The sequence below is a fragment of the Sphingomonas sp. URHD0057 genome (assembly GCF_000620665.1).
In the GTDB taxonomy this organism is placed as follows: Bacteria; Pseudomonadota; Alphaproteobacteria; order Sphingomonadales; family Sphingomonadaceae; genus Sphingomicrobium.
Window position 1 is genome coordinate 237,160 of sequence record NZ_JIAU01000006.1, and the last position, 21,978, is coordinate 259,137.

Below are 21,978 nucleotides of genomic sequence, written 5' to 3' on the forward strand. Positions count from 1 at the left end.
CCCGGATTAGGTCACGAGGTTGGCGTCGCGGAACAAACGCCAGCGGCCATCATCGCACCGTTTGAGGATGGTCAGGGTGTAGCTGGCGCGGTGAACGGGCTCGCCCCCGGCCGGCGTCATCGTCATGTCGAGGCGGTTGCGGATCCAGGCGCGGTCTCCGAGCACCTCGATCTCGACCGTGTCGGCGCGGCCATCGATCTCCATGCCCTTGAGCGACGCCGATTGAGCCGCGAACTGCTCCTTGCCAAACGGCTCGCGGCCGGGCGTCATGAAGATCACGTCGTCGGTCATGAGGTCGAGCACGGCCGGGGTATCGCCCGCCCTGCTCGCCGCCATCCACCGATCCACGACGTCACGGATCGCGCGCTCGTCGTCGCTCATGTCGCCTCCTTCACAGGCCGAACGGATAGGTCTCTTCGTCGCCGCTCAGCACATGCGGCTCGCCGGGCCGCTGCGCGCCCGGCAGCGGTGTCACGGCATGCGTCTCGTCGAACCATACCCACGCATCGAACTGTTTCGGCAGGATCGCCTCGCTGTAGTGGCTCCAGCGCTCGGACTCGGGCCGATAGATGACGCCGATGAACCGCTCGAGCCGCGGCTTCATCAGCTCGCTCGCGAGCCCCTCGTCGCGCTCGCCTTCGCGCAGGTCGAGGAGGAAGCTCGGCACTTCGCTGTCATGGCTCATCCGCTCATGGCTCTCGGGCATCGAGGGGCGGACTCGCTTGATCTTCATCGGTCCGTCCCAATCGTCGGCGGCGGCGACGGTGCCGGTATGCGTGCCGAAGCCGACCAGCCGCGCCTCGGCGCCGAATTTCTCCTTCGCCAGCTGGCCGATGTTGAGCTCGTCGCGGTGCATTCCCATGTCGGTGAAGGCGGCGTTGCCGATATGGCTGTTGTGCGCCCACACGATCGCCTTCGCATTGGGGCCCTTGGCGTCGAGGATCATGTTCAGCGTCTCGAACATGTGCGTGTCGCGCAAATTCCAGCTCTCCGCCGCTCCGTGGTACATGACGCGGTAATAGGCCTCGGCATTCTTCACCAGCCGCGCATTGGCCTGCGCGTCGAGCCACTCGTCGCACTCCTCGGCGAAGCAATCGACGTCGCGCTGGAGGAGGTCCTTGAGCATCTGGATCACCCCGACCTCGCACCGCGCATAGCCCTCAATTAGCGAATGGCGGCCGTAGAGCGCCGGCTCCTCGGCCCAGGGGTCGAGGCAGCCGTAACGGCGATGCGCGAGGCGGGCGAGCTCGGGATCCTCATGCTCGAGGAAGTCGATCACCGCGCGCATCGACGCGGACAAATTGTAGAGGTCGAGTCCGTAGAAGCCCGCCATCTTGTCGTAGGCGCGCTCCTCATTGTGGCCGCGGAGCCAGCGGATGAACGCATCGACCTCCTCGTTGCGCCACATCCAGGTCGGGAAGCGTTCGAAGGCGCGAAACTCGCCTTCGCGCGGCGGCCGGTGGCGGACGTAGCGGTCGAGCGTCGCCGCATCGGGCCAGTCGCCCTCGACCGCGACGATGGTGAACCCGTGCTTCTCGATCAGGTGGCGAGAAATAGCCGCACGGGCGCGATAGAATTCGCTCGTTCCGTGGCTCGCCTCGCCCAGGAACACGACGCGCGCGTCGGCGAACCGGTCGAAGAACTCGCCGAAGGTGCGATCGTCGATTTCGGGCAGCGGCTCGGCCGCCTGCGCGATCAGCCGCGGCAACAGGTCGAGGTCGGCGTCAATCATCCTTCCAGCCCTCCTCGCCGATCAACGGCACGAAGCGGACCCCGCCAAGGTTCTCCTGACGCAGGATGCCGTCGTCCTTCTTGGTCACCTTGACCAGCTCCTGCACCCAACCCGAATCGCCGATCGGCATCACGATGCGGCCATTGGGCGCGAGCTGCCCGACCAGCGCCCGCGGCACGTGGCTCCCGCTTGCCGCGGCGAGGATCGCATCGAACGGCGCCCGATCGGGACAGCCTTTGGTGCCGTCCCCCTCGACGATCTCGACATTGTCATAGCCGAGCCGCTCGAGCCGCTGGCGCGCGAGCTCAATGAGATCGTGCTGCCGCTCGATCGCGATCACCTGCCCGGCGATGCGGCTGATCACGGCCGCCGCGTAGCCCGAGCCGGCGCCTACCTCGAGCACCTGGTCGCCGCCCTTGATCGCCGCCGCCTGGATCATCAACGCGACGACATAGGGCTGCGAGATGGTCTGCCCCGCCTCGATCGGCAGTGGATGGTCGCCGTAGGCGAGATGCGCATAGTCCGGGCTGACGAATTCCTCGCGCGGCACCGCGAGAAAGGCATTGACGATATGCGGCTCGGTAATCCCGCGGCGCTTCAGGTGGCGCTCGACCATCGCCTCGCGCTCGCGGGAAAAGTCTGTCATGCCCAGGACCATGGGTCCACCTCCGGACGGATGGGAAACCCGCGAGCGAAGGGGGCCGTTCCGATGAAAGACCAGGAGTTGAGATTTTCCGGGTCCGTGCCGGTCAGCTACGACCGGCTCATGGTCCCGCTTATTTTCCGCCCCTACGCGGAAGAGCTGGCGCGGCGCGCGAGCGAGTTTCGCCCGCAGCGGATCCTGGAGACCGCGGCCGGGACCGGGGCCGTCACCGAAGCGCTTCACGAGGCGCTGCCCGGCGCCGAGATCGTCGCTACCGACCTCAACCAGCCGATGCTCGACGTCGCTGCCGAGCGGCTCGGGTCGAACCAGGTCCGCTACGTCGCGGCGGACGCTCAGGAGCTGCCGTTCGAGGATGCGAGCTTCGACCTGGTCGTCTGCCAGTTCGGCGCGATGTTCTTCCCCGACCGGGTCCGCGCGCATTCCGAAGCGCGCCGCGTGTTGCGCAGCGGCGGGCACTATCTGCTGGCGATTTGGGACCGGATCGAGAGCTGCTCGCTGAGCGATATTGCGCAGCAGACGCTAGTCGAGCTGTTTCCCGAAGATCCGCCGCTGTTCATGCGCGAAGGCCCGTATTGCTATGCCGACCCGGCGATGATCGAGGGCGACCTTCGTGCCGCCGGATTCGCCGACATTCGCGTCGAGACCGTCGAGAAGCGGAGCCGCAGCGCCTCCGCTCATGATGCGGCCTCCGCGCTTTGCTACGGCACGCCGATGGGCGTCGAGTTGCAGGATCGCGAGCCCGGGAGCCTCGAGCGGGCGATGGAGATGATCGAGCGCAAGTTCCGCGCGTTCGAGCAGGATGGAGCAATCGACGCGCCAATGTCGGCGCATATCGTCACCGCCACGCACTAACGCTTGGCGAACGTCTCACTTTCGCTAAGCTAAGCCCATGGCGAACTATCAAAAACTGGTGCGGCAGCAGCCGATGCTGCGAGAATTCATCCAAAATCGCGAGTGGGTGCACCGCGGAGAGGCGCTCGTTTACAAGCCGAATGTGAACTGTGGCGCCTTTTCAATCGATGGCGCGGGTTTTCGGCATTCAACCTGCAACGGCGCGCGATTTTCCCTCGCAGATTGCCAGAAAAGCGATCGCTACGGAGTCGTGCTTGGCGCGAGCAACATTTACGGTTTCGGCGTTGTCGGAAACGAAAATACCCTGCCGTCGCTGCTGGCGGAGCGCTTCGGGTTTCCGTTCGCGAACCTGGGGATGCCGGCGGGCAATAGCCGGAACCTCTATACCTTGCTGATGAGCCTGCTCCCGCGGAGCGCCCAGCCCCCGGCGGCGGTGGTTCATTTCAGCGGCGGCGATTACTCAAGCTTCTGCCGCACATCGTCGTCCGATCCGGTGTTCGGATCGCCGGGCAGGCTCGTGTTCAAGGCCGCCGTGCAAGAGGGTCAACCATTTCGCGACCCCGACCGGCATCTGCCCGACCTGCTTGCCTTCTCGTCGCTATGGATTGCGGCAATCGTCGAGGCCTGCCGCGCGCATAACGTTCCGGTAGTCCTGGGGCACGACAGCACCTTCTTCGACAAGTCCTCCGCCAGCGCTGGCGAGACGGAATTCGGGCTGGGCAAACCGGTGAACAAGGTGCAAGTCCGCCAATTCCAGAACCACCGCCGCTTCGGCGACGCCTTCTACGGCCGGCGCAAGGAAGTCGCGGATCAGCTGAATGTGCCCCTGGCGGGCTTGGCGCTCACCAATGACATGACCTTCGTCGACGAGTTTCATTGTGATGCGCCTGGCACTCGCCTGCTGGCCAACGCGGTCGGCGATGCACTGGAACCGCTGCTCAAGGCGAATTCGGCGACGGCGGCCCTGGCGAGCGCTGAATGACGGTCATTCCAGGCTAAGGTTTTGGCCAATTATCAAAATATCATGCGGCTTCGCCCGGAAGTCCGCCAGTTCATCCGCAATCGCCGCTGGGTTCACCGCGGCGATGTCGTCTTTTACGGCACCAACCTCCGCTGCGATGCCTTTTCGACCGATCGTGGCGGCTTCCGCCACAGCAGCTTCAAGGGCGAGACTCTAAGCGTCGCCGATTGCACCAAACGCGACCGCTACGGGCTCGTGCTCGGGCCGAGCAGTGTTTATGGTTTTGGGCTTGGCGGCAATGAGAACACCATGCCGTCACTGCTGGCCGAGCGGTTCGGCTTTCCGTTCGCCAATGTCGGCCTTCCTGAAGGCAATAGCCGCAACCTCTTCTCGATCCTGCTCAGCATCATCGCGCGATCGGCCGAGCCGCCCGCCGCCGTCGTCCACATCAGCGGCGGCGACTTCACCAGCTTTTGCTACACCTCGATTGCCGATCCGATTTTCGGCCCGCCCAACCTCAAGCAGATCCAGATGGTCCTGAAGGAACGCGGCGGGCGCCCGGCAGCGAAGCAGCAGATGCCTGCCCTGCTCAACTTCACCTCGCTGTGGATCCGCTCCGTCGCCCAGGTCTGCCGCGCCAACAAAATTGCGCTGGTGCTCGCCGACGACACGACCTTCTTCGAAAAGACGAACCCGAGCGAGCTCGAGATCCAGTCCGAGCTGGGCAAGCCCTTCAACCCCAGCCAGGAACGGCAGTTCGCGACCCACCGGAGCTTCGTCGAGGACTATCACTCGCGGCGCAAAGCGGTGGCCGAGGCGCTCGGCGTGCCTCTAGCGGGTCCGGGCAAGACCAACGCCATCGGTTTCATCGACGAATTCCACTATGACGCCGACGGCACCCGCGCCCTTTGCCAGGATTTCGGAAACGCGCTGGAGCCGCTGTTGCGCTAGGCCGACCAATCCTCGATCATCAACCCTGGAATATCGCGAAAATCGCGCGAATTGAGCGTCGCCAATGTCAGATCGTTGGCAAGCGCGGTGGCGCCGATCATCCGGTCGACGACGAGCCGGCGGGAAAACCCTGTTGCAGCGATGATCCGCTCATATGCCTCGACCTCGAGCTGATCGAAAGGCAGTTCTTCCACTTCGCCAAGAAACGAGGTGAGACGGTCGGCACGATCGCGCCGCAGCTTTCCCTCAACATAAAGCCCGGGAATTAGCTCAACACGTGAGACCGCGGAAAGGTAAGCGGTGTCGTTCTGATCGCGCCTGCGCTCGATTAAGGCGGGAGCGCCCTCAAGCAACGCTACGGCAACGCTCGTATCCAGAAGGATGGGCAATCAGTCCCACTTGCGCTTGGGGAAGATGATCCGCTCACGCTTCCACGGTTTGTCGGGCTTCGGCAGGCGCTCGAGCGCGGCAATGAGGCCTGCGATCGTCTTTTTGCGTTTCGGAGCAATCGTTAGCGTGTCGCCGACCTTGCGAATCGTGACCTCGATGTCAGGGCCGAGCGCAACTTCTTTCGGCAATCTGACAGCCTCGCTGTTGCCGCTCTTGAATGTTTTGCTGTCGACCTCAATCATCTCTATGTATATACGCGTATATACACCCTAAATCAATCCCGCCAGCGGGCTGCTCGGGTCGGCGTAAAGCCGCTTTTGCATGCGTCCGGCGAGGTAGGCGAGCCGCCCCGCCTCGACCGCGGCCTTCATCGCCCGCGCCATCAGCACCGGCTCCTTGGCCTCGGCGATGGCCGTGTTCATGAGGACACCGTCGCAGCCCAGCTCCATCGCCTGCGCAGCGTCGCTCGCCGTGCCCACGCCGGCGTCGACCAGCACCGGCACGCTGGCGCCCTCGACGATCAGGCGGATGGTCACGCGGTTCTGGATGCCGAGGCCCGAACCGATTGGCGCCCCGAGCGGCATGATCGCGACTGCACCCGCTTCTTCGAGCTGCTTGGCGGCGATCGGGTCATCGACGCAATACACCATCGGCTCGAAACCCTCTTTCACGAGGGTCTCGGTCGCTTTCAGAGTTTCGCGCATGTCGGGGTAGAGCGTCTTGGCCTCGCCGAGCACCTCGAGCTTGACGAGATTCCAGCCGCCCGCCTCGCGCGCGAGGCGCAATGTCCGGATCGCGTCCTCGGCCGTGAAGCAGCCGGCGGTGTTGGGCAGATAGGTGACCTTGTTCGGGTCGATGAAGTCGGTCAGCCGCGGCTGGCTCGGGTCCGAGATGTTGACGCGGCGAACGGCGACGGTGACGATCTCCGCGCCCGACGCCTCGACCGCGGCCGCGTTCTCTTCGAGGCTCTTGTACTTGCCGGTGCCGACGATGAGCCGCGAGGTGAAAGTCCGTCCGGCGACGGTCCACGCATCGGATTGAACTGATTGCGGAGCGTTCACTCAGCCGCCTCCCACGAAATGCACGATCTCATAATCGTCGCCCTCTTCGACGCCGACCTGGCCGAGCGTCGAACGAGGGACGATCTCCAGGTTGCGCTCGACGGCGACCCGCAACGGGTCGAGCCCAAGCTCGCCCAGCATCTCGGCGATGCTGAGTCCGCTCGGCACCCGGCGCTGCTCGCCGTTCACCCTTATCCCCAGGCTTTGCAGGTCCGACATTGACAAAGTGCAGATAGGAAGGTCCACGCGGCGCTGCAAATGACCGACCTTGTTTTCGTACTGAACGGCCCGAACCTCAACCTGCTCGGAAGCCGCGAGCCGCGCCTCTACGGCACCCAGACCCTCGACGACATCCGCGGGATGATGGAGCAGCGCGCCAAGGCGCTGAAGCTCCAGCTCGACGTCCGCCAGTCCAACCACGAGGGCGTGATGGTCGACTGGGTCCAGGAAGCGATGGCCAAGGCCTCGGCGGTCGTGATCAATGCCGGCGCCTACGCCCACAGCTCGATCGCGATCCGCGACGCCGTCGCCGCGCTGCCGATCCCGGTGATCGAGGTTCACCTGACCAATATCTACGCCCGCGAGGGCTTTCGTCGCACCAGCCTTCTTGGCCAGGTCGCGCGCGGCTCGATCGTCGGCCTTGGGGCCTTGGGGTACCTCCTCGCACTGGACGCGGCGGCGCACCTCTGCAAGGGAGCGGCCACGCAGGCCAAGGGCCAGATTCAATAGGGGATGCAAGCCATGGCCCAATCGCCCAAACCTGCGAAAAATGGCGACATGCAGATCGATCCCGCTTTGGTGCGCGAGCTTGCGCGCCTGCTTACCGACAATGAGCTGACGGAGATCGAAGTCCAGGACGGCGCGCGACGGATCAAGGTCAGCCGCGAGCCGGCGCCAATCTATGGTTCGGCGCCAATGATGGCCCCGCCCGCCGTCGCGCCCGCGCTTTCGGGCCCGCCGGCGCATGCCAAGGAAGATCTCGGGACGCAGGAAGAGGAAGTTTCGGGCCACGCGGTCAAATCGCCGATGGTCGGCACTGCGTTTCTGTCACCCGAGCCGGGCGCGAAGCCGTTCATCGAGGTCGGCAAGCCGGTCAAAGCCGGCGACACCCTGTGCATCATTGAGGCGATGAAGGTGATGAACCCGATCACCGCGCCGGAGGGCGGCGTCGTGAAGGAGATCATGGTCGCCGACGCGCAGCCGGTCGAGTTCGACCAACCGCTGCTGATCATCGGCTAGGACCGTCGGCGTGAAGATCCAGAAGCTGCTGATCGCCAACCGCGGCGAGATCGCGCTCAGGATCCACCGCGCCTGCCACGAAATGGGTATCAAGACGGTCGCGGTTCACTCGACCGCCGATGCCGACGCGATGCACGTCCGCCTCGCCGACGAGACCGTCTGCATCGGCCCGCCGCCGGCGACCGAATCCTACCTCAACATTCCCAACATCATCTCGGCCGCCGAGATCGTCCACGCCGACGCGATCCACCCCGGCTACGGCTTCCTGTCCGAGAACGCGCAGTTCGCGGAGATCGTCGAGAGCCACAACATCATCTGGGTCGGGCCCAAGCCGGAGCACATCCGGATGATGGGCGACAAGATCGAGGCCAAGCGAACGGCGGCCAAGCTCGGCCTGCCCCTCGTTCCGGGCTCCGAAGGCGCGATCGTAAGCGTCAAGCAAGCGCATGAGCTCGCGGACGAGATCGGCTATCCGGTCCTCATCAAGGCGGCATCGGGCGGCGGCGGCCGGGGCATGAAGGTCGTCGAGGCCGAAGACCAGCTCGAAAGCCTGATGAGCCAGGCCGCAGCGGAAGCGCGCTCCGCCTTCGGCGACGACACCGTCTACATGGAGAAGTATCTCGCCGACCCGCGGCACATCGAGTTTCAGGTGTTCGGCGACGGCGAGGGCAATGCGATCCATTTGGGCGAGCGCGACTGCTCGCTCCAGCGCCGCCACCAGAAGGTGCTCGAGGAAGCGCCCTCGCCCGCGCTCAGCAAGAAAGAGCGCCACCGGATGGGCGAGATCGTCCGCACCGCGATGAGCGAGATGAGCTATCGCGGCGCCGGGACGATCGAGTTCCTCTACGAGAACGGCGAATTCTACTTCATCGAGATGAATACTCGGCTCCAGGTCGAGCATCCGGTGACCGAGATGATCAGCGACATCGACCTGGTGCGCGAGCAGATCCGCGTCGCTTCCGGCGAAGGGCTGTCCTGCACCCAGGACCAGGTCCATCTGCACGGCCATGCCATGGAATGCCGGATCAACGCCGAGGACCCCGTCACCTTCGCGCCCTCGCCCGGCCTGGTGAAGAATTATGTAGCCCCAGGTGGCATGCATGTCCGCGTCGATAGCGGCCTCTACACCGGCTATAAGGTCCCGCCTTATTACGACAGCATGATCGGGAAGCTGATCGTTTACGGGATGACGCGCGAGGACTGCATCATGCGCATGCGCCGCGCGCTCGAGGAGTTCGTCGTCGAGGGCATGAAGACCACCATCCCGCTCCACCAGAAGCTGGTCCGCGACCCCGAGTTCCTGGCCGGCGATTACACCATCAAATGGCTAGAGGCATGGCTGGAGAAAGCCTGAGCCCCGACGGCGGCGAGACCGATCTTCAGCGGTTGCTCGCCGGCCTCGCGCCGGCGGTGGACGCCCGGCGGTTCACCTTCACGTTGGCGAGCGGAGCGACGCTCGACAGCAACGCGTTCGCGCTCATCCGCGAGGAGGAGGCGACGACTCTGGTCAAGGTCGATCCCGAAGGCGACTGGGCCCGGATCACGCTCAAGATCCACTCGAGCCTGAGCTCGGTCGGGCTGACCGCCGCGGTTGCCGCCTCGCTTGCCGACCGGCGCATCCCGTCGAACGTCATCGCCGCAACCTTCCACGATCATCTGTTCGTGCCCTGGAACCTACGCGACGAAGCGCTTGGGGCGCTTCACGCTTTGTCGCACGGACGCAGCTAGCCCCGCGCAAACTTTCCGCCTCCGCGCGCGTTTCCAAGCGCGAGGAACACTTTCGTGTCGACCTATCGCGCAACCGCCGATCGCCCGGACAAGGCGAAAGCCGTCACGGCGGTCGTCGCCGTCCATGCCGCGCTCGCCTTCATCATCCTCTCCGGCCTCAATGTGCGCATGGTCAGCAGTGTCGTCGAGCAGCTGAAGACCTTCGACGTTACCCCGCCCCCGCCCCCGCCGCCGCCCGAGCCCCCTCCCCCCAAGCCAAGGCCGGAGCAGGCCAAGCACGAAGCCGGCGCGCCGGCCAAAAGGGCGGAGCCGACGCCGATCGTCGCGCCGCAGCCGCGCATCCCGGTCCAGTCGCCGATCCCTGCCGCCAAGATCGCCGGCACCGGCAGCGCGTCGAGCTCAGGTGCGGGAACTTCGGGCACGGGCACCGGCGCGGGCGGCGCGGGCAACGGGCCGGGCGGCGGCGGCAGCGGCGATTACTCGGGTTATATTCCGGCTCGCTTGGTCCGGAATCTCAGTAGGGGCGATTATCGCTCCATTACCGGAGGATCGATGCCCGTCGGCTCTGCAGACGTCGCCATCGTTGTTTCAGCGCGTGGCGCCGTGTCCGGCTGCCGCCTTATTCGGTCGAGCGGCAACGCAATGGTGGATGCGCGGCTTTGCCCATTGATCCAACAACGCCTCGCATTCCGGCCTGCATTGGACGCAACTGGACGCCCAATCGATTTCCGAACCAACTTCCACGCCAGCTGGTCAGTCGGTTAGCACTCTCAGCGGCTGGCGACCGAGCTTCCGTCACCCTGCGCCGACGTCGCCGCGAGCTTGGGCGCGTCCCGCCCGTAGGCGTCGTCGTAATAAGCCACCGCCTCGCCGTCGGGCATCGCGGTCAGATAGGTGATGTAGACCGGCACCGGCGCGTTCAGCATCACCGGCTCCTCGGGAGCGGCGCCTTCCCACGTCAGATCGCGCCCGAACAGCCACTTGCTCAGCCGCCACGCATCTTCCAGCCGCACGCAGCCCCCGCTGAAATAGCGTGTCGACTCCTTGAACAGCTCGCGGCGCGGATTGTCATGAAGGTAGACCCCGAACTGGTTAGGAAACATGAACTTGACGCGGCCCATGAAATTCTTCGGGCCGGGCTTCTGGCGGATCATCACGTTGACGGTGCCGTCGTTCACGCCCTTCCAGTCAACCGTCTTGGGATCGATGATCGCCGGGTTGCGGGTCCAGTCTGAGACGATTTCGTATCCGTAATCGTCAAGATATTTGAGGCCGAACTTGGTCACGTACTGACCGACGTCCTCGCCGGCGAGATCGGGCGGCACATACCAATAAGGGTTGAGCGCGGCGAAGCGGATATAGGCGGTCAGCATCGGGGTCGGCCACTTGGGCTTGCCGACCACGACGACCATCGAATCGACCGGCTTGCCGCCGTCGTACATGTAGAGCCGCTGCTGCGCGGCGTTCACCAGCACATATTTGCCACGGCTGGCGGGGAGCGCCCGCGCGCGCTGCAGGTTGAGCTGGATCAGCTCGCGCTGGCGGTCGTCGCTATATTTGTGCTCGGCAAGCGCGCCGCGGAGCTGCCCGTAGAAGGGATGCATCCAGCCGACGTTGCGAAGGTAGTCGCCGAGCGAGGGCTGCGCGGCGGCTTCGAGGAGAGCTGCCAGCGGGGTCGGCGGCGCCGGCCGAAGCCCGGGATCGACGTAAGTTATGCCGACGCCGGGATCGCGCTTCACGTCCGCGACATAGGCGGCATACGCGATGGACAGCGCTTTGTCGGCGCGCTCGACATGCTTGCGTTTGCCGGACCGGGCCGCCTGCACCAGCTCTTGCGTTTCCGGGGTCAGATATTTGCGCGGGTCGAACCCGTCGAAGGTCGCGGTGCCGAGCAGGGTGATCAGCTGCTGGGCGGCGTCGCCGGCCGTCGGCGAATACCACAGCAACGCGTCCTTGCGCGCGCGGTAGAAGTCCTCGACGCTTTGACCGTTTTGCGGTCGGCTGGCCACAGCAGCGGCAGTCGCCGCGGTTTGCTGCGCCTGCGCCGGGCTGAACGGAGTCGCCGCCAGGACCAGCCCGGCTGCCGCACCCCCCAGCCGTTTAAAAAAGTGCACCGGCACGAGGCCGGTGCACCCATTACGCACTTCGTTCACTACGTCTCCGATCAACGGTTGCCCGCCGAAGCCCAAGCTCCGGCGGGACCCCGTAATTTAGCCGCGCTCACCGCTGCGGGCCGGAGCCGCATAAGTCGGCGCCGGAGCCGGCATCGGAGCAGCAGACGGCCCACCGGCATAATATTGCCCGTTATAGACGTATCCGTCCACTACGCCGTCATTGTTGCGGTCGGCCCAGATCGCGCCGGCGAGACCGCCGACGGCCGCGCCGATCACCGCGCCCTGGAGAATGCTGACGCCCGGGATCACCGCGCCGGCCGCCGCGCCAAGCGCTGCGCCGCCGAGGGCTCCGGTCGCCGCACTGCCGAGAACGCTGCGGGTGTTCGGGTCATAACCGGACGGCGAGCCGGCATAATATTGGCCATTGTACATATAGCCGTCGACGTAACCGTCATTGTTGCTGTCGGACCACACCGCGCCGGCAAGACCGCCGATCGCCGCGCCGACCGCGGCGCCTTCGATTACGCTCACGCCGGGGACGACCGCGCCAACCGCCGCGCCGCCGAGCCCGCCGATCGCCGCATCCTGCGCGACGCGCGGATTCGAAGCGCATGCGCTGAGCGTGACCGTGCCTGCCAGCGCCAGGGCCAAAATGGATTTCTGCATCGTCTTTCTCCCGTTTATTAAGCTTGCGGACTGTGCTCGAGGCGCTGGGAATTACCCCCGGCCTCGGGGCATGTCACATGCGCAGGAACGACGATATCGCGTCATCGTTCCGCAACCGCGACAATGCAATTTGAAGAAACTGCCGGACGGCGGTTAAATGATTGTTTAACCGATTGAATCTCCGCGAGGAACTCCAACGAAAATGAAGGCAACTATTTATCACAATCCGACGTGCGGGACGTCGCGCAAGACGCTCGAAATCCTCCGCGACAGCGGGTTCGACGTGTCGATTCACGAATATCTCAAGACCCCGCCCAGCCGCGCCGAGCTGGCGCGGCTGTATGATCGCGCTGGAATCACTCCGCGCGACGGCTTGCGCGCCAAGGAACCGCTGGCCGAACAGCTCGACCTCACCCGCCCGGACGTGACCGACGAAGAGGTACTCGACGCGATGGTCGCGCACCCGATCCTCATCAATCGCCCGATCGTCGAGACCGACAAGGGCGTTCGCCTGTGCCGCCCGCAGGACATGGTGCGCGAGATCCTGTAACTTCCCTCGCATGAGTCGGCTCGACCCGCGGATCCTGCTTCAGGGCTATGCGACCGGCATCTTCCCGATGGCCGACAGCCGCGACGCTCACGAGCTGTTCTGGGTCGAGCCGCGCAACCGGGCGATCATCCCGCTCGACGCCTTTCATGTCTCGCGCTCCCTCCGCCGCACGCTTCGTTCGGACCGGTTCGCCGTGACCCGCGACCGCGATTTCGCCGCCGTTCTCAAGGCCTGCGCGGACCGCGAGGAAACCTGGATCAATGCCGAGCTCGAACATGCGATGCTCGCGCTTCACGGCTCAGGTCATGCGCATTCGATCGAGGTGTGGAGCGCCAAAGGGCAACAGGGCGCGTTGGTCGGCGGGCTCTACGGAGTGAAGCTGGGCCGCGCGTTCTTCGGCGAAAGCATGTTCAGCCGCGCCACCGACGCGTCGAAGGTCGCGCTCGCCTGGCTGGTCGCGCGCCTTAAGGTCGGCAATTTCACCTTGCTCGACTGTCAGTTCATGACCGACCACCTCGCCTCGCTTGGCGCGGTGGGCATTCCGCGTGAAACCTATGTCGCGTTGTTATCGGCGGCGCTCGGCGGAGGCGTCGAAGGGGCAACCTCGACGGGCGGCGGAACTGGTGGTTCCGTCCCCGACGGCCCGCCCGATTTCGTCGCGCTCGACGCCTTGCTCGACGTGACCGGAGCGGCGGCAGCAGGGCCGGTCGGGTATGTCATCTCGCAGCTCTTGGGCCATACGTCGTAAATCGGGTGCTCGACGACGTTCAGCGACGGCGATTCCTTGTAGAGCCAGCCTGAGAATACCCGCGCCCATTTGCGGTCCGGACGCTGGATGTCGACCTGGACGAACGCCCCCGTCAGCTTCTCCGGCTCCCACGGAGCGGTTGCCTCGCAGGCACGCAGGCGAACGGTGACGTCCTTCCAGCGCGCCGACTGGCCGGGATGAAGCGCGACATTGCGGACGATGCCGTTGCGCTTGTTGAGGATCGCGAGGACGGCGACGCGCTGCGCCATCGGGGTCACGCCCGCGACCGCCGCGGCGCTCGCCCCCGCCCTCTTTGCCCCGGCTTGATTCTGCTGCTCGCCGCCGCGGCCGCATGCCGCGAGCGCGAGCGCAATCAGCAACGGTGCGGCGGCTGCTCTCACGCTTATTCGGGGATCCACGGCTCGTAATCGCCGGTCGAGGCGGGCCGGATCCGGCCGGATCCGAGCGCGCCGTCGGGACGGAACGCGGCCATCGTGCCCGTCAGGTTGGGCGTCGGTTCGCGCTGGAACTTGCGGACCGGGGGCAGCGCCTTTCCCGGCAGCTCGTCGATCGTTTGCTTGAGCCACGCCTGCCACCCGGGCGGTACCCGGCTGCCGTCGTTGCTGCCGTTGTAGATCACCCACCGCCGCCGCGGGTCCTTCTTGTCCTGGTAATAGATGTTGCCGACATCGTCTTTGCCGACCTCGTCGCCGAACCGCCGAGTCCACAGCTGCGTGCCCCAGGTCGCCCCGTTCCACCAGGTGAATGTCTTCGACCAAAAACCCATGGCCGGGCGCATTGCCCCGTCATTGCGAGGAGCGCAAGCAATGAGGCGCTAGTGCGGCCAGTCGACGCGGTCGCCCGGCTCGATCCCGAGCTCGGCCGCCCGCCCGCCGCGCAGCTCGAGCACCGCCGCGACGGGTTCGCCGGCCGGCACCGAGCTAAGGTCGAGGGGCTTCGCGGTGGCGATGCGCGCGATTTGTCCGTTGGCGCGGATGAACAGCATGTCGAGCGGGATCAGCGTATTCTTCATCCAGAACCCTACGTCCTGCGGCGGGTCGTAGGGAAAGATCATGCCGCGGTCGGCGGCGAGCGAGCGCCGGAACATCAGCCCCCGTTCCTGCTCGTCGGCTCGCGCCGCGACCTCGACGGTGAAGCGGTGGTCGCCGTTGCGCGAGTGAACGGTCAGCGGCACTTCAGCCAAGCCGGATTGCGCTCCTTCTTCGGCCGGGACGTTGGCGGCGGGGGCAGAAGGGCTGCACGCCGCGATCAGTCCGGCCGCGGCGGCGATCAGCATTATGGCTCGTCGCCGCGCACCTCGATCGCGGTCAGGCCCTTGGCGCTGGGCGCGATGCGGGCTTCCAGCATCTGCCCCGGCTGGAGTTCGGGCAGCCGCGCCAGGCGGACCGTCTCCATGTGGACGAAGACGTCCTCGCCGCCCGCTTCGTCCGGACGTTTGAGGAAGCCGTAGCCGCGCACCCGATTGAACCATTTGACCTCCACCGGCTCATACTCGCCGGCTGCTTCGGAAAGCGCCTTGCGGTCGGCCCGTTCGGACGGTGGAATGGACGAACGCGCCTGCTGCGGCAAGGCGGACGACAGGTCGATCGAAAGCACCTTCTTGGCCTGCAGGCCGCGGTCCAGCTTGACCGGCACGCATTCGATCACCGCGCCCTCGGGCACGCTCCGGCGGCCATGCTCGCGAAGAACGCTGAAATGGAGGAGGATGTCGCCCTCGAGCTCGTCGCTGACGAGGAAGCCGAAGCCGCGGGTGGCGTCGAACCACTTCACGCGGCCGATGATCGGCGCCAGCTCCGGTGCGTCGGACGAGTTTTCCGGAGCCATTTCGATCAGGGCCTCCCCCTCGGCCAGTTCTGCCCGTACGCGTGACACCCGCGCTCATTATCATGCGCGAGAGTGTCGGCAAACCGACTTTAGTTAGCGGTGAGTTGCGCGCGTTCGGCGATCTCGGCGCGATCGATCTCGCTGCCGGGTGCGAGCCGGATGATCTCCCGCGCCAGCGCGAAGGAGTGGCCGGCGCGGACCATCGCCGCCAGCGCCTTCTCGCGATCCTTGTGGTCGCGCGGCGGAGCGGCGGCGAACGGCCCGAGCCGCCGACGCTCGGCGAATCGCAGGGCGGCGGCCAGCGCTTTGCTATCGGCATGGTCGCGGGCGGCTTCGCTGTCGGCTTCCTCGACGCCGGCCGCCCGTAGCTTGTCGACCAGCCGCCGCTTGCCGTAGCCGCGGCCGCTCAGCGCCTGCGACTTGGCGAGCGCATAGGCGGAATCATCGACGTAACCCTGGCTTGCGAAACGCGCCGCGATGCCCTCGAAATCGGGTTCGCGCTCGCCGCTCCAGCCCCGTTCCCTGACTTTGCGGGCGAGGTAGGAACGGAGCTTCGCGCGGGTCGTCGCGAAGCGCTCGACATAGCGCAGCGCAAGCTGTTCGAGCCTGGCCGAATCGAGGGGCGGACGCTTTCTTTGCACTCTTTGCGGTGGCATGACGCCGTTTTTGTGCCACACTCGCTCGCCAAGGGGAAAGCTTGCCGCGGACGGGCGGCACGAGGATCAATCGTTTTAGGAAGGGACGGCGTGCTCGAACGCAACGCCTCAGTGAAAACCGAGCTTGCTCCACCCGGTGCAACGCCCACCATCGACACGCTGCCACGACGGCTCGCCGATTTCGAGACCCTCGGCGGGGCGCTCGACTATGCTGCCGGGGGACGTCGCGGGCTCAATTTCCACGATGCCCGCGGGACCCTGACCCGCGCCTACCCGTACGCCGAGCTGCGCGAGGACGCGCTCACCATTGCCCGTCGCTTCATCGCGTTCGGGATCAAGCCCGACGACCGCGTCGCCATGGTCGCCGAGACTGGCGCCGAGTTCGCGGCCTGCTTTTTCGGCGCGATCTATGCCGGCGCCTGGCCGGTCCCCTTGCCGCTGCCGACCAGCTTCGGTGGGCGCGACGCGTACGTCGACCAGCTTGGGGTCCAGCTGCGAAGCTGCGATCCGGTCCTGATGCTCTATCCCGAGGAGCTTGCGGACTTCGGCAGCAGTGCCGCCGAACGGGGCGGAGTCGTAAGCAGGACCTGGGAATCGCTGGACGAGATCGCCCAGGCGTCGGGCGACCTTCCCGTCGCCCAGGCCGACGACATCGCCTATTTGCAATATTCGAGCGGGTCGACCCGCTTCCCGCACGGCGTCGCGGTCACCCACCGCGCCCTACTCGACAACCTCCACTCCCACGGCTTCGGCCTCAAGGTTGAGCCGGCCGACAGGGTCATTTCATGGCTGCCCTGGTACCACGACATGGGTCTGGTCGGCTGCTTGCTCTCGCCCGTCGCGATGCAGATGTCGGTCGATTATCTGAAGACCGAGGACTTCGCCCGCCGCCCGCTCGCCTGGCTCGACCTGGTCACTCGCAACCCCGGCACGTCACTCAGCTATTCGCCGACGTTCGGCTACGATATTTGCTCGCGGCGGATGAGCTCGCAGACGCGCGCCGAGGACCGCTTCGATCTGTCGCGCTGGCGCATCGCCGGCAACGGTGCCGACATGATCCGTCCCGACGTCATGCAGACCTTCGTCGACTGTTTTGCCCCCGCCGGCTTCGAGGCGGGCGCGTTCTGCCCCAGCTACGGCCTCGCCGAGGCGACGCTGGCCGTGTCGCTGATGCCGCCGGGCGAAGGCATCCGCCTCGAGCTGGTCGAGGAGAAGGAGCTGTCGGGCGCCGACAACGAGCATGAGGGCCGCCCCCGCCGCTACCGCGCGGTGGTCAATTGCGGCCGGGCGGTTCGCGGTATGGAAATCGAGATCCGCGCCGGCGACGGCAAGGCCCTGCCCGACCGCGGCATCGGCAAGGTGTTCGTCCGCGGCGCCTCGGTCATGGTGGGCTACTTCCGCGACGAGGAATCGACCGCCGCCTGCCTGTCGAAGGACGGTTGGCTCGACACCGGCGACATGGGCTATTTGTCCAACGGCTATGTGTTCATCGTCGGCCGCGCCAAGGACATGATCATCATCAACGGCCGCAACCACTGGCCGCAGGACATCGAATGGGCGGTCGAGCAGCTGCCGGGCTTCAAGTCGGGCGACATCGCCGCCTTCGCCATCACCGGCCCGAGCGGCGAGGAAACGCCGGCGGTGCTGGTCCATTGCCGGGTCAGCGACCCGCATGAACGCGGGCGGCTGCGCGATAACATCCGGGAGCGCGTCCGCGCGATTACCGGAATCTCGCCGGTGGTCGAGCTGATCCCGCCGCGCACCTTGCCGCGCACCAGTTCGGGCAAGCTGTCGCGGACCAAGGCCCGCAACCTCTATTTGTCGGGCGAGATCCAGCCGTACGACATCGCCGCCTGAGCGGCTTAAACGGCAGTTAACTTACTCAGGTTAAAGTCTCCCCGAGTGGAGAATGTCGTTTGATGCAGCGCGTTCAAGGATGGATCGGGCGTAAGGACCGGTTTCCGGTCGCGATCGACGCGGTCGTACATCGCGCCGACGGCTCGACTGCGTCCGTGCGCCTCACCGATTTCTCCGAAGAAGGCTGCCGGATGGAGGGCGAGGACTTCCAGATCGGCGAAAAGGTGCGGATCGACGTTCCCCGCCTCGGCCCGATGGAAGGGCAAGTCCGCTGGGCTCTGCCGGGCAGCGCCGGCACGCGGTTCGTGACCAAGGTCGACGCTTAGTTCAGCGCCAGCCACGCTCGCGCGCCTCCTGCTCCGCTTTGGCGTCAAACGGCGCGCCCGACATCAGTGATCCGACCAACGCCGCCAGCGCCGGGTCCATCCCCGCGGCCATCCGATAGTCGCCCGCTTGGCCCTCGCCCGAAACGAACATGCCGCGAATCCGCCAGCGCTCGCCGCTGCGGCAGGCGAGGCCGCTCAACGCCCCTTCGGTAAAGCTCCGGCAAATCGCGCCGTCGGTGGAGCGGAAGGTGACGCCGATGCGGACCGGTCCTGACGGCGCGCTCGTAAGCCCGCGGTTCAACCCCTCGTCCAGCGCCGCCGCCGCATAAACCTGAGCGCCACTGGCCTGGACTTGCGTGTCCTGGCCCGGCGGGAGCCGCGTCCCCAGCCACACCCCCGCCGCGAGCGACGCCGCAATCGCGACACCCTGCGGAAGCCAGCGGAACCGCCGCTTGTCGCGGGCGGCGTCGAGATCGATGACCTCGTGTCGATCGGTGAGGTTCGACAGTCGCTCGGGGACTGGCGCCTCGGCAATCGGATCGAACGCCGCCTTCAGCTGCGCGTGCAGCGCGCGATGCCGGTCCGCGAGCTGGGCGAGGCGCGGCTCGTCGACCGCGCGCCGCTCCATTTCCGCGGCCTCGTCGCCGCTCAGCTCGCCGTCGAGCCAGGCGAAGAATTTCTCGTCGTCGCTCATCGCGCACCCATCAGTTCAAGCAATGTCGTGCGGCCCCGCGCCAGCCGGCTGGCGACCGTGCCCATAGGCAGGCCGAGCATGTCGGCCGTCTCCTGGTAGCCGAAGCCTTCGACCAGGATCAGCGCGACGATCTCGCGCTGCTCTTCCGGCAGCCGTTCCATGGCGTCCATCGCCCGGTGCAGCTCGACCGAAGCCTCGAGGCCGCCCTCCGGCTCCGCCGCTACTCGCTCAGCAGCCTCCGGCGGGGCTTCGAACCGCTCCTTGCGGGTCCGGCTGCGCAGGCCATCGATCCACTGGTTACGCATGATCTTAAACATCCAGCTGTCGAGCCGCGTCCCCCGCTGCCATTGCGAGCGCGAGCGCAGCGCTCGCTCGACCGTCGACTGGGCGAGGTCGTCGGCGTCGTCGCGGTTGCGGCTCAAGGAGTGCGCGAAGCGCCTCAGCCGCGGCAGCATCGCGGCGATTTGCACATCGAATGACGCGCTTTGATCCATTCGTTTTCATGCCTCGGAAAACGCCACAACCGGGACGTTTCATCCCGACCCGAGCAAGCCCAGTAAACGCCATTTCGGAGCAAGGGTCCACCGCCCGAGTCCAGTTTCGGGACACCGGCGGCCGAGGAACCTAGGATAATTTACGTTAGTTTCATCGTTTAACCGGTTATATTCTCACGGGTTATGGAGGGCCGAACAATGTCCTTGCACCTTGGTTTGCTGCGCCTCCTGCCGGCTGTTGCCCTCGCGGGCTGCTCAACCGCCCATGAATTTCGCGTCGCTTCCGTCGGCAGCGGCTCGGGTTCAGCCGCGGCGGCACCAAGCGGCCCGGCCCCTTCGGTGCGACCGCCAAGCGTCGTCTCCGGGAACGTTATTCTCGGGCGCGGCGCCGGCGTGGTGCCGGCCGCCGCCCATCCCGGCATAGTCCGTGGCACCGTGACCGGCGTGCTCGGCCCAACCGGCCAGACGCTCGTGCAGCTGCGCAACGGCACGTCGCTCCTCGTCAATGCGGTCGGCGGCGCGCTCGGCGATGTGGTTTCGATTAATCTCGCTCAAGGCCAGGTTGTGGGGGGGCCGACGTCCCTCATCGGCGTCAGCATTGGCGGCGGCACGCACTCGAACGGTGGTCAGTTGGTCGGCGTTTCGGTCGGCGGCGCCCTTATCGGAGGGAGCGGCGGCGGATCGAGTTCACTGCTTCCGGTCAACGCCGGTCAGGCGCTCGGCACGGTCTCATCGAGTGTGACAAAAATTACCCAGCCTGTTACGTCCGCGGTGACTACGCTCGGTGGCGCCTTAACTCATCTCTGCTGCTAATCGTTGTTTTCAAACAACAATTTGGCTGCGTTGGAACGGAGGGGGAATGATCCACGGAGTAGTCGCAGCTGCGGCTGCCGCGGCGATGCAGCCGAACCCGATCGCCAATGAGCGGATCGATCAGCGCCCGCCCGCAACGCGCCTGACGCCGCCGCCGCCGCGCCCGCGCCCAACTGTTGCTCCCTCCGGCGCCGAGACGGTCATCAAGACCATCAAGTTCGACGGCGTCGAAGCGCCGAACGTCGTGGCCGCGGCGGCGGCGCCGTTCGTCGGCCGCCCCGCGACGCACGACACCTTGATCGCCCTCGCCGGGGCGCTGTCCGATGCCTATGAGCGCAGCAACGTCGCGCTCTACACCGTCTCGATCCCCGACCAGGATTTCGCCGACGGCGTTGTCGTCGTCGACCTTGCCGAGGGCTGGGTCGATTCGATCGCCGTGAAGAACGCCAACCCGAAAGCTTTCCCGCTCCTCACCGCCCGCGCCTCGAAGCTGGTTGGTGAAAAGCCGCTCAGTCGCGCGCACTATGAGCGTCAATCCTCGCTGATCCAATCGATCCCCGGCCTCAAGCTCGACGCGAGCTTCGAAAACCCCGAGGGCGACGATTCGGTGCAGCTTGTGCTGACCCCGCACCAGAAGCGCGCCGAGGCCGCGTTCGGAGTCAACAATCGCGGCCCTCATTTGCTCGGCGACCTGGTGATGCAGGGCGGGCTCGATTTCTATCGGCTGCTGACCGACGGCGACCGCCTCAGCTTCAGCGGCTACGGAACCTTCGATCTCAAGCATTACCGCGCCGCCGACGCCGCTTATGCGGTCCCGCTCGGGATCGACGGAATGACCCTGACCGCGACCGGCGGCTGGCTCCGGACCAAGGCGCGGCACATCGATATCCGAGGGACCGCCAAGTTCGCCGGCCTGACCCTGACCTACCCGCTGTTGCGCCGCGCCCGGCAGGCCGCCGACGTTAGCTTCGCGGTGGACGGCGTGAACAGCAACAACGCGCTGTTCGGGAACGTCTTCGCGACCGAGCGCTCGCGCGCTGCCCGGCTCGCCGGCTCCTTTGTCGCCGCCAGTGAGCGGCACAACTTCAGAGCTTCGGTCGCGCTGTCGCGCGGCCTCGACATCTTCAACCCCAACGCCGGCGATACCGACGGCGAGGTCGGATTCACCAAGGTCAACGCGAGCGCCGCTCTCGAAACCCTGCTCGCGGCGCGCCTGCTCGGCCGCGTCCAGGGCGTGCTTCAGTATAGCGGGGACCGGCTTCCTGCCGCGGAGCTAATGTCCGCCGGCGGCGCCGATCTCGGCCGCGCCTTCGACACCGGCATCGTCACGGGCGACAAGGGCATCGGCGGGCTGGTCGAGCTGGCCTACCAGCCGGTCCGCGCCGCCGACTTCGACAAGAGCGAGGTCTACCTTTTCGCCGACGCCGCCGACGTCACGGTGCATCGCCGCCTCGGCTTCCCCCGGCAAAGCTTCAGCCTCGCCTCGGCGGGCGGCGGCGTTCGCGCCAGGTACAAGGACCGGATGCAGCTGGGGGTTGAGGGTGCCGCGGTGCTGAACCGCCCCTATTCGGCGTACACCAAGAACGTCCGCGCCTCGGTCTATTACACGGTTCAGTTTTGAGGTTGCCCGCGGGCCT

At 66.1% G+C, this 21,978-nt stretch carries 28 protein-coding genes and 2 pseudogenes; 15 read left to right on the forward strand and 15 right to left on the reverse strand.

Annotated elements, in window-relative coordinates; genetic code table 11:
* Nucleotides 1-6: 6 nt before the first annotated feature.
* Genes N539_RS0105125 through N539_RS18940 form a run of 3 tightly spaced genes read right to left on the reverse strand, consistent with a single transcriptional unit; the run spans nt 7 to nt 2,378 of the window.
* The gene (locus N539_RS0105125; protein WP_028969399.1) at nt 7-381 is read right to left on the reverse strand and encodes a YybH family protein; all 375 of its coding nucleotides are present in this window, start codon (nt 379-381) and stop codon (nt 7-9) included.
* 10 nt (nt 382-391) lie between these two features.
* The gene (locus N539_RS0105130; RefSeq protein WP_028969400.1) at nt 392-1,732 is read right to left on the reverse strand and encodes an erythromycin esterase family protein; all 1,341 of its coding nucleotides are present in this window, start codon (nt 1,730-1,732) and stop codon (nt 392-394) included.
* The gene (locus N539_RS18940; protein WP_028969401.1) at nt 1,725-2,378 is read right to left on the reverse strand and encodes a protein-L-isoaspartate(D-aspartate) O-methyltransferase; all 654 of its coding nucleotides are present in this window, start codon (nt 2,376-2,378) and stop codon (nt 1,725-1,727) included. The genes N539_RS0105130 and N539_RS18940 overlap by 8 nt, the downstream gene beginning before the upstream one ends.
* A 63-nt stretch (nt 2,379-2,441) precedes the next feature.
* Here N539_RS18940 and N539_RS0105140 point away from each other — a divergent pair, with 63 nt between their 5' ends.
* From N539_RS0105140 to N539_RS0105150, 3 genes are read left to right on the forward strand one after another with little or no spacing between them, the layout of a single operon-like run.
* A complete protein-coding gene (locus N539_RS0105140; RefSeq protein WP_028969402.1) occupies nt 2,442-3,248 on the forward strand; it encodes a class I SAM-dependent methyltransferase in 807 nt (268 codons plus the stop codon).
* Nucleotides 3,249-3,285: 37 nt separating this feature from the next.
* The gene (locus N539_RS0105145) at nt 3,286-4,230 is read left to right on the forward strand and encodes a hypothetical protein (protein WP_028969403.1); all 945 of its coding nucleotides are present in this window, start codon (nt 3,286-3,288) and stop codon (nt 4,228-4,230) included.
* Nucleotides 4,231-4,272: 42 nt separating this feature from the next.
* A complete protein-coding gene (locus N539_RS0105150; protein WP_156029768.1) occupies nt 4,273-5,160 on the forward strand; it encodes a hypothetical protein in 888 nt (295 codons plus the stop codon).
* Here N539_RS0105150 and N539_RS0105155 read toward each other — a convergent pair.
* The 3 genes and pseudogenes from N539_RS0105155 to thiS form a co-directional block, all read right to left on the reverse strand.
* A complete protein-coding gene (locus N539_RS0105155) occupies nt 5,157-5,549 on the reverse strand; it encodes a PIN domain-containing protein (protein ID WP_028969405.1) in 393 nt (130 codons plus the stop codon). The genes N539_RS0105150 and N539_RS0105155 overlap by 4 nt on opposite strands.
* Nucleotides 5,550-5,792, reverse strand: a complete 243-nt coding sequence (locus tag N539_RS0105160; protein WP_028969406.1) for an AbrB/MazE/SpoVT family DNA-binding domain-containing protein — start codon at nt 5,790-5,792, stop codon at nt 5,550-5,552.
* Between the two features lie 27 nt (nt 5,793-5,819).
* Nucleotides 5,820-6,830 (reverse strand): annotated as a pseudogene (thiS, locus tag N539_RS0105165) (sulfur carrier protein ThiS).
* 39 nt (nt 6,831-6,869) lie between these two features.
* Between thiS and aroQ the strand changes: the two are divergent.
* Genes aroQ through N539_RS17655 form a run of 5 tightly spaced genes read left to right on the forward strand, consistent with a single transcriptional unit; the run spans nt 6,870 to nt 10,343 of the window.
* A complete protein-coding gene (gene aroQ, locus N539_RS15560) occupies nt 6,870-7,340 on the forward strand; it encodes a type II 3-dehydroquinate dehydratase (RefSeq protein ID WP_051531435.1) in 471 nt (156 codons plus the stop codon).
* A 48-nt stretch (nt 7,341-7,388) separates the two neighbouring features.
* On the forward strand, nt 7,389-7,850 hold the full coding sequence (gene accB, locus N539_RS0105180; protein WP_028969409.1) for an acetyl-CoA carboxylase biotin carboxyl carrier protein: 462 nt from the start codon (nt 7,389-7,391) through the stop codon (nt 7,848-7,850).
* 10 nt (nt 7,851-7,860) lie between these two features.
* Nucleotides 7,861-9,204 carry an acetyl-CoA carboxylase biotin carboxylase subunit gene (gene accC / locus N539_RS0105185; RefSeq protein ID WP_028969410.1) on the forward strand — a complete coding sequence of 448 codons (1,344 nt, stop codon included), beginning with the start codon at nt 7,861-7,863 and terminating at the stop codon, nt 9,202-9,204.
* The gene (locus tag N539_RS0105190; protein ID WP_051531437.1) at nt 9,186-9,578 is read left to right on the forward strand and encodes an ACT domain-containing protein; all 393 of its coding nucleotides are present in this window, start codon (nt 9,186-9,188) and stop codon (nt 9,576-9,578) included. The genes accC and N539_RS0105190 overlap by 19 nt, the downstream gene beginning before the upstream one ends.
* Before the next feature lie 54 nt (nt 9,579-9,632).
* Complete coding sequence (locus N539_RS17655; protein WP_051531440.1) at nt 9,633-10,343, forward strand: hypothetical protein; 711 nt, start codon at nt 9,633-9,635, stop codon at nt 10,341-10,343.
* A 5-nt stretch (nt 10,344-10,348) separates the two neighbouring features.
* On the opposite strand, the gene N539_RS15570 is transcribed toward N539_RS17655, so the two are convergent.
* Both N539_RS15570 and N539_RS17660 read right to left on the reverse strand, forming a co-directional pair.
* A complete protein-coding gene (locus N539_RS15570) occupies nt 10,349-11,731 on the reverse strand; it encodes a L,D-transpeptidase family protein (RefSeq protein WP_051531444.1) in 1,383 nt (460 codons plus the stop codon).
* 57 nt (nt 11,732-11,788) lie between these two features.
* Entirely contained in the window at nt 11,789-12,358 is a 570-nt protein-coding gene (locus tag N539_RS17660) for a glycine zipper domain-containing protein (RefSeq protein WP_051531445.1), read from the reverse strand.
* 202 nt (nt 12,359-12,560) lie between these two features.
* Here N539_RS17660 and arsC point away from each other — a divergent pair, with 202 nt between their 5' ends.
* Both arsC and aat read left to right on the forward strand, forming a co-directional pair.
* The gene (gene arsC / locus N539_RS0105210; protein WP_028969412.1) at nt 12,561-12,908 is read left to right on the forward strand and encodes an arsenate reductase (glutaredoxin); all 348 of its coding nucleotides are present in this window, start codon (nt 12,561-12,563) and stop codon (nt 12,906-12,908) included.
* Between the two features lie 10 nt (nt 12,909-12,918).
* Complete coding sequence (gene aat / locus N539_RS0105215) at nt 12,919-13,656, forward strand: leucyl/phenylalanyl-tRNA--protein transferase (protein ID WP_028969413.1); 738 nt, start codon at nt 12,919-12,921, stop codon at nt 13,654-13,656.
* 35 nt (nt 13,657-13,691) lie between these two features.
* On the opposite strand, the pseudogene N539_RS18115 reads toward aat, so the two are convergent.
* Nucleotides 13,692-13,925 (reverse strand): annotated as a pseudogene (locus N539_RS18115) (DUF2155 domain-containing protein); the annotation flags it as partial.
* On the opposite strand from N539_RS18115, the gene N539_RS18735 reads away from it, so the two are divergent.
* Nucleotides 13,854-14,084: a hypothetical protein gene (locus N539_RS18735; RefSeq protein ID WP_028969414.1), complete on the forward strand. Its 231-nt coding sequence runs from the start codon at nt 13,854-13,856 to the stop codon at nt 14,082-14,084. The pseudogene N539_RS18115 and the gene N539_RS18735 sit on opposite strands and share 72 nt — an antisense overlap.
* On the opposite strand, the gene N539_RS0105225 is transcribed toward N539_RS18735, so the two are convergent.
* The 4 genes from N539_RS0105225 to N539_RS0105240 are packed head-to-tail and all read right to left on the reverse strand — an operon-like array spanning nt 14,060 to nt 16,157.
* Nucleotides 14,060-14,455: an NADH:ubiquinone oxidoreductase subunit NDUFA12 gene (locus N539_RS0105225; protein WP_443027620.1), complete on the reverse strand. Its 396-nt coding sequence runs from the start codon at nt 14,453-14,455 to the stop codon at nt 14,060-14,062. The two genes, N539_RS18735 and N539_RS0105225, sit on opposite strands and share 25 nt — an antisense overlap.
* A gap of 36 nt (nt 14,456-14,491) precedes the next feature.
* Entirely contained in the window at nt 14,492-14,953 is a 462-nt protein-coding gene (locus N539_RS0105230; RefSeq protein WP_037552161.1) for a DUF192 domain-containing protein, read from the reverse strand.
* Nucleotides 14,953-15,549, reverse strand: coding sequence for a cold-shock protein (locus N539_RS15580; protein WP_231462890.1), 597 nt, complete (start codon nt 15,547-15,549; stop codon nt 14,953-14,955). The genes N539_RS0105230 and N539_RS15580 overlap by 1 nt, the downstream gene beginning before the upstream one ends.
* 41 nt (nt 15,550-15,590) lie before the next feature.
* On the reverse strand, nt 15,591-16,157 hold the full coding sequence (locus tag N539_RS0105240) for a regulatory protein RecX (protein WP_037552312.1): 567 nt from the start codon (nt 16,155-16,157) through the stop codon (nt 15,591-15,593).
* Between the two features lie 90 nt (nt 16,158-16,247).
* Between N539_RS0105240 and N539_RS0105245 the strand changes: the two genes are divergently transcribed.
* Both N539_RS0105245 and N539_RS0105250 read left to right on the forward strand, forming a co-directional pair.
* On the forward strand, nt 16,248-18,014 hold the full coding sequence (locus N539_RS0105245) for a fatty acyl-AMP ligase (protein ID WP_051531450.1): 1,767 nt from the start codon (nt 16,248-16,250) through the stop codon (nt 18,012-18,014).
* Between the two features lie 62 nt (nt 18,015-18,076).
* Nucleotides 18,077-18,340: a PilZ domain-containing protein gene (locus N539_RS0105250; protein ID WP_028969419.1), complete on the forward strand. Its 264-nt coding sequence runs from the start codon at nt 18,077-18,079 to the stop codon at nt 18,338-18,340.
* Between the two features lies 1 nt (nt 18,341).
* On the opposite strand, the gene N539_RS17665 is transcribed toward N539_RS0105250, so the two are convergent.
* Together N539_RS17665 and N539_RS0105260 are read right to left on the reverse strand one after the other, a co-directional pair.
* The gene (locus N539_RS17665; RefSeq protein WP_051531452.1) at nt 18,342-19,034 is read right to left on the reverse strand and encodes an anti-sigma factor family protein; all 693 of its coding nucleotides are present in this window, start codon (nt 19,032-19,034) and stop codon (nt 18,342-18,344) included.
* Nucleotides 19,031-19,528, reverse strand: coding sequence for an RNA polymerase sigma factor (locus N539_RS0105260; RefSeq protein WP_028969420.1), 498 nt, complete (start codon nt 19,526-19,528; stop codon nt 19,031-19,033). The genes N539_RS17665 and N539_RS0105260 overlap by 4 nt, the downstream gene beginning before the upstream one ends.
* A gap of 216 nt (nt 19,529-19,744) precedes the next feature.
* On the opposite strand from N539_RS0105260, the gene N539_RS0105265 reads away from it, so the two are divergent.
* On the forward strand, nt 19,745-20,341 hold the full coding sequence (locus tag N539_RS0105265) for a hypothetical protein (RefSeq protein ID WP_028969421.1): 597 nt from the start codon (nt 19,745-19,747) through the stop codon (nt 20,339-20,341).
* Nucleotides 20,342-20,387: 46 nt separating this feature from the next.
* Entirely contained in the window at nt 20,388-21,962 is a 1,575-nt protein-coding gene (locus N539_RS0105270) for a ShlB/FhaC/HecB family hemolysin secretion/activation protein (protein WP_037552164.1), read from the forward strand.
* The last annotated feature ends 16 nt before the right edge of the window (nt 21,963-21,978 follow it).

Coding starts and splice junctions, on each gene's coding strand:
- N539_RS0105145 (WP_028969403.1), top strand. CDS start 3,286: ATGGCGAACTATCAAAAACTGGTGCGGCAGCAGCCGATGCTGCGAGAA.
- N539_RS0105240 (WP_037552312.1), bottom strand. CDS start 16,157: ATGCCACCGCAAAGAGTGCAAAGAAAGCGTCCGCCCCTCGATTCGGCC.
- arsC (WP_028969412.1), top strand. CDS start 12,561: ATGAAGGCAACTATTTATCACAATCCGACGTGCGGGACGTCGCGCAAG.
- N539_RS0105250 (WP_028969419.1), top strand. CDS start 18,077: ATGCAGCGCGTTCAAGGATGGATCGGGCGTAAGGACCGGTTTCCGGTC.
- N539_RS0105230 (WP_037552161.1), bottom strand. CDS start 14,953: ATGCTGATCGCCGCCGCGGCCGGACTGATCGCGGCGTGCAGCCCTTCT.
- N539_RS0105150 (WP_156029768.1), top strand. CDS start 4,273: ATGCGGCTTCGCCCGGAAGTCCGCCAGTTCATCCGCAATCGCCGCTGG.
- N539_RS0105270 (WP_037552164.1), top strand. CDS start 20,388: ATGATCCACGGAGTAGTCGCAGCTGCGGCTGCCGCGGCGATGCAGCCG.
- N539_RS18735 (WP_028969414.1), top strand. CDS start 13,854: ATGAAGCGCGACATTGCGGACGATGCCGTTGCGCTTGTTGAGGATCGC.
- N539_RS18940 (WP_028969401.1), bottom strand. CDS start 2,378: ATGACAGACTTTTCCCGCGAGCGCGAGGCGATGGTCGAGCGCCACCTG.
- accB (WP_028969409.1), top strand. CDS start 7,389: ATGCAGATCGATCCCGCTTTGGTGCGCGAGCTTGCGCGCCTGCTTACC.
- aroQ (WP_051531435.1), top strand. CDS start 6,870: ATGACCGACCTTGTTTTCGTACTGAACGGCCCGAACCTCAACCTGCTC.
- N539_RS0105225 (WP_443027620.1), bottom strand. CDS start 14,455: ATGCGCCCGGCCATGGGTTTTTGGTCGAAGACATTCACCTGGTGGAAC.
- N539_RS0105140 (WP_028969402.1), top strand. CDS start 2,442: ATGAAAGACCAGGAGTTGAGATTTTCCGGGTCCGTGCCGGTCAGCTAC.
- N539_RS17665 (WP_051531452.1), bottom strand. CDS start 19,034: ATGAGCGACGACGAGAAATTCTTCGCCTGGCTCGACGGCGAGCTGAGC.
- N539_RS0105130 (WP_028969400.1), bottom strand. CDS start 1,732: ATGATTGACGCCGACCTCGACCTGTTGCCGCGGCTGATCGCGCAGGCG.
- N539_RS0105125 (WP_028969399.1), bottom strand. CDS start 381: ATGAGCGACGACGAGCGCGCGATCCGTGACGTCGTGGATCGGTGGATG.
- aat (WP_028969413.1), top strand. CDS start 12,919: ATGAGTCGGCTCGACCCGCGGATCCTGCTTCAGGGCTATGCGACCGGC.
- N539_RS0105190 (WP_051531437.1), top strand. CDS start 9,186: ATGGCTGGAGAAAGCCTGAGCCCCGACGGCGGCGAGACCGATCTTCAG.
- N539_RS0105160 (WP_028969406.1), bottom strand. CDS start 5,792: ATGATTGAGGTCGACAGCAAAACATTCAAGAGCGGCAACAGCGAGGCT.
- N539_RS17660 (WP_051531445.1), bottom strand. CDS start 12,358: ATGCAGAAATCCATTTTGGCCCTGGCGCTGGCAGGCACGGTCACGCTC.
- N539_RS0105260 (WP_028969420.1), bottom strand. CDS start 19,528: ATGGATCAAAGCGCGTCATTCGATGTGCAAATCGCCGCGATGCTGCCG.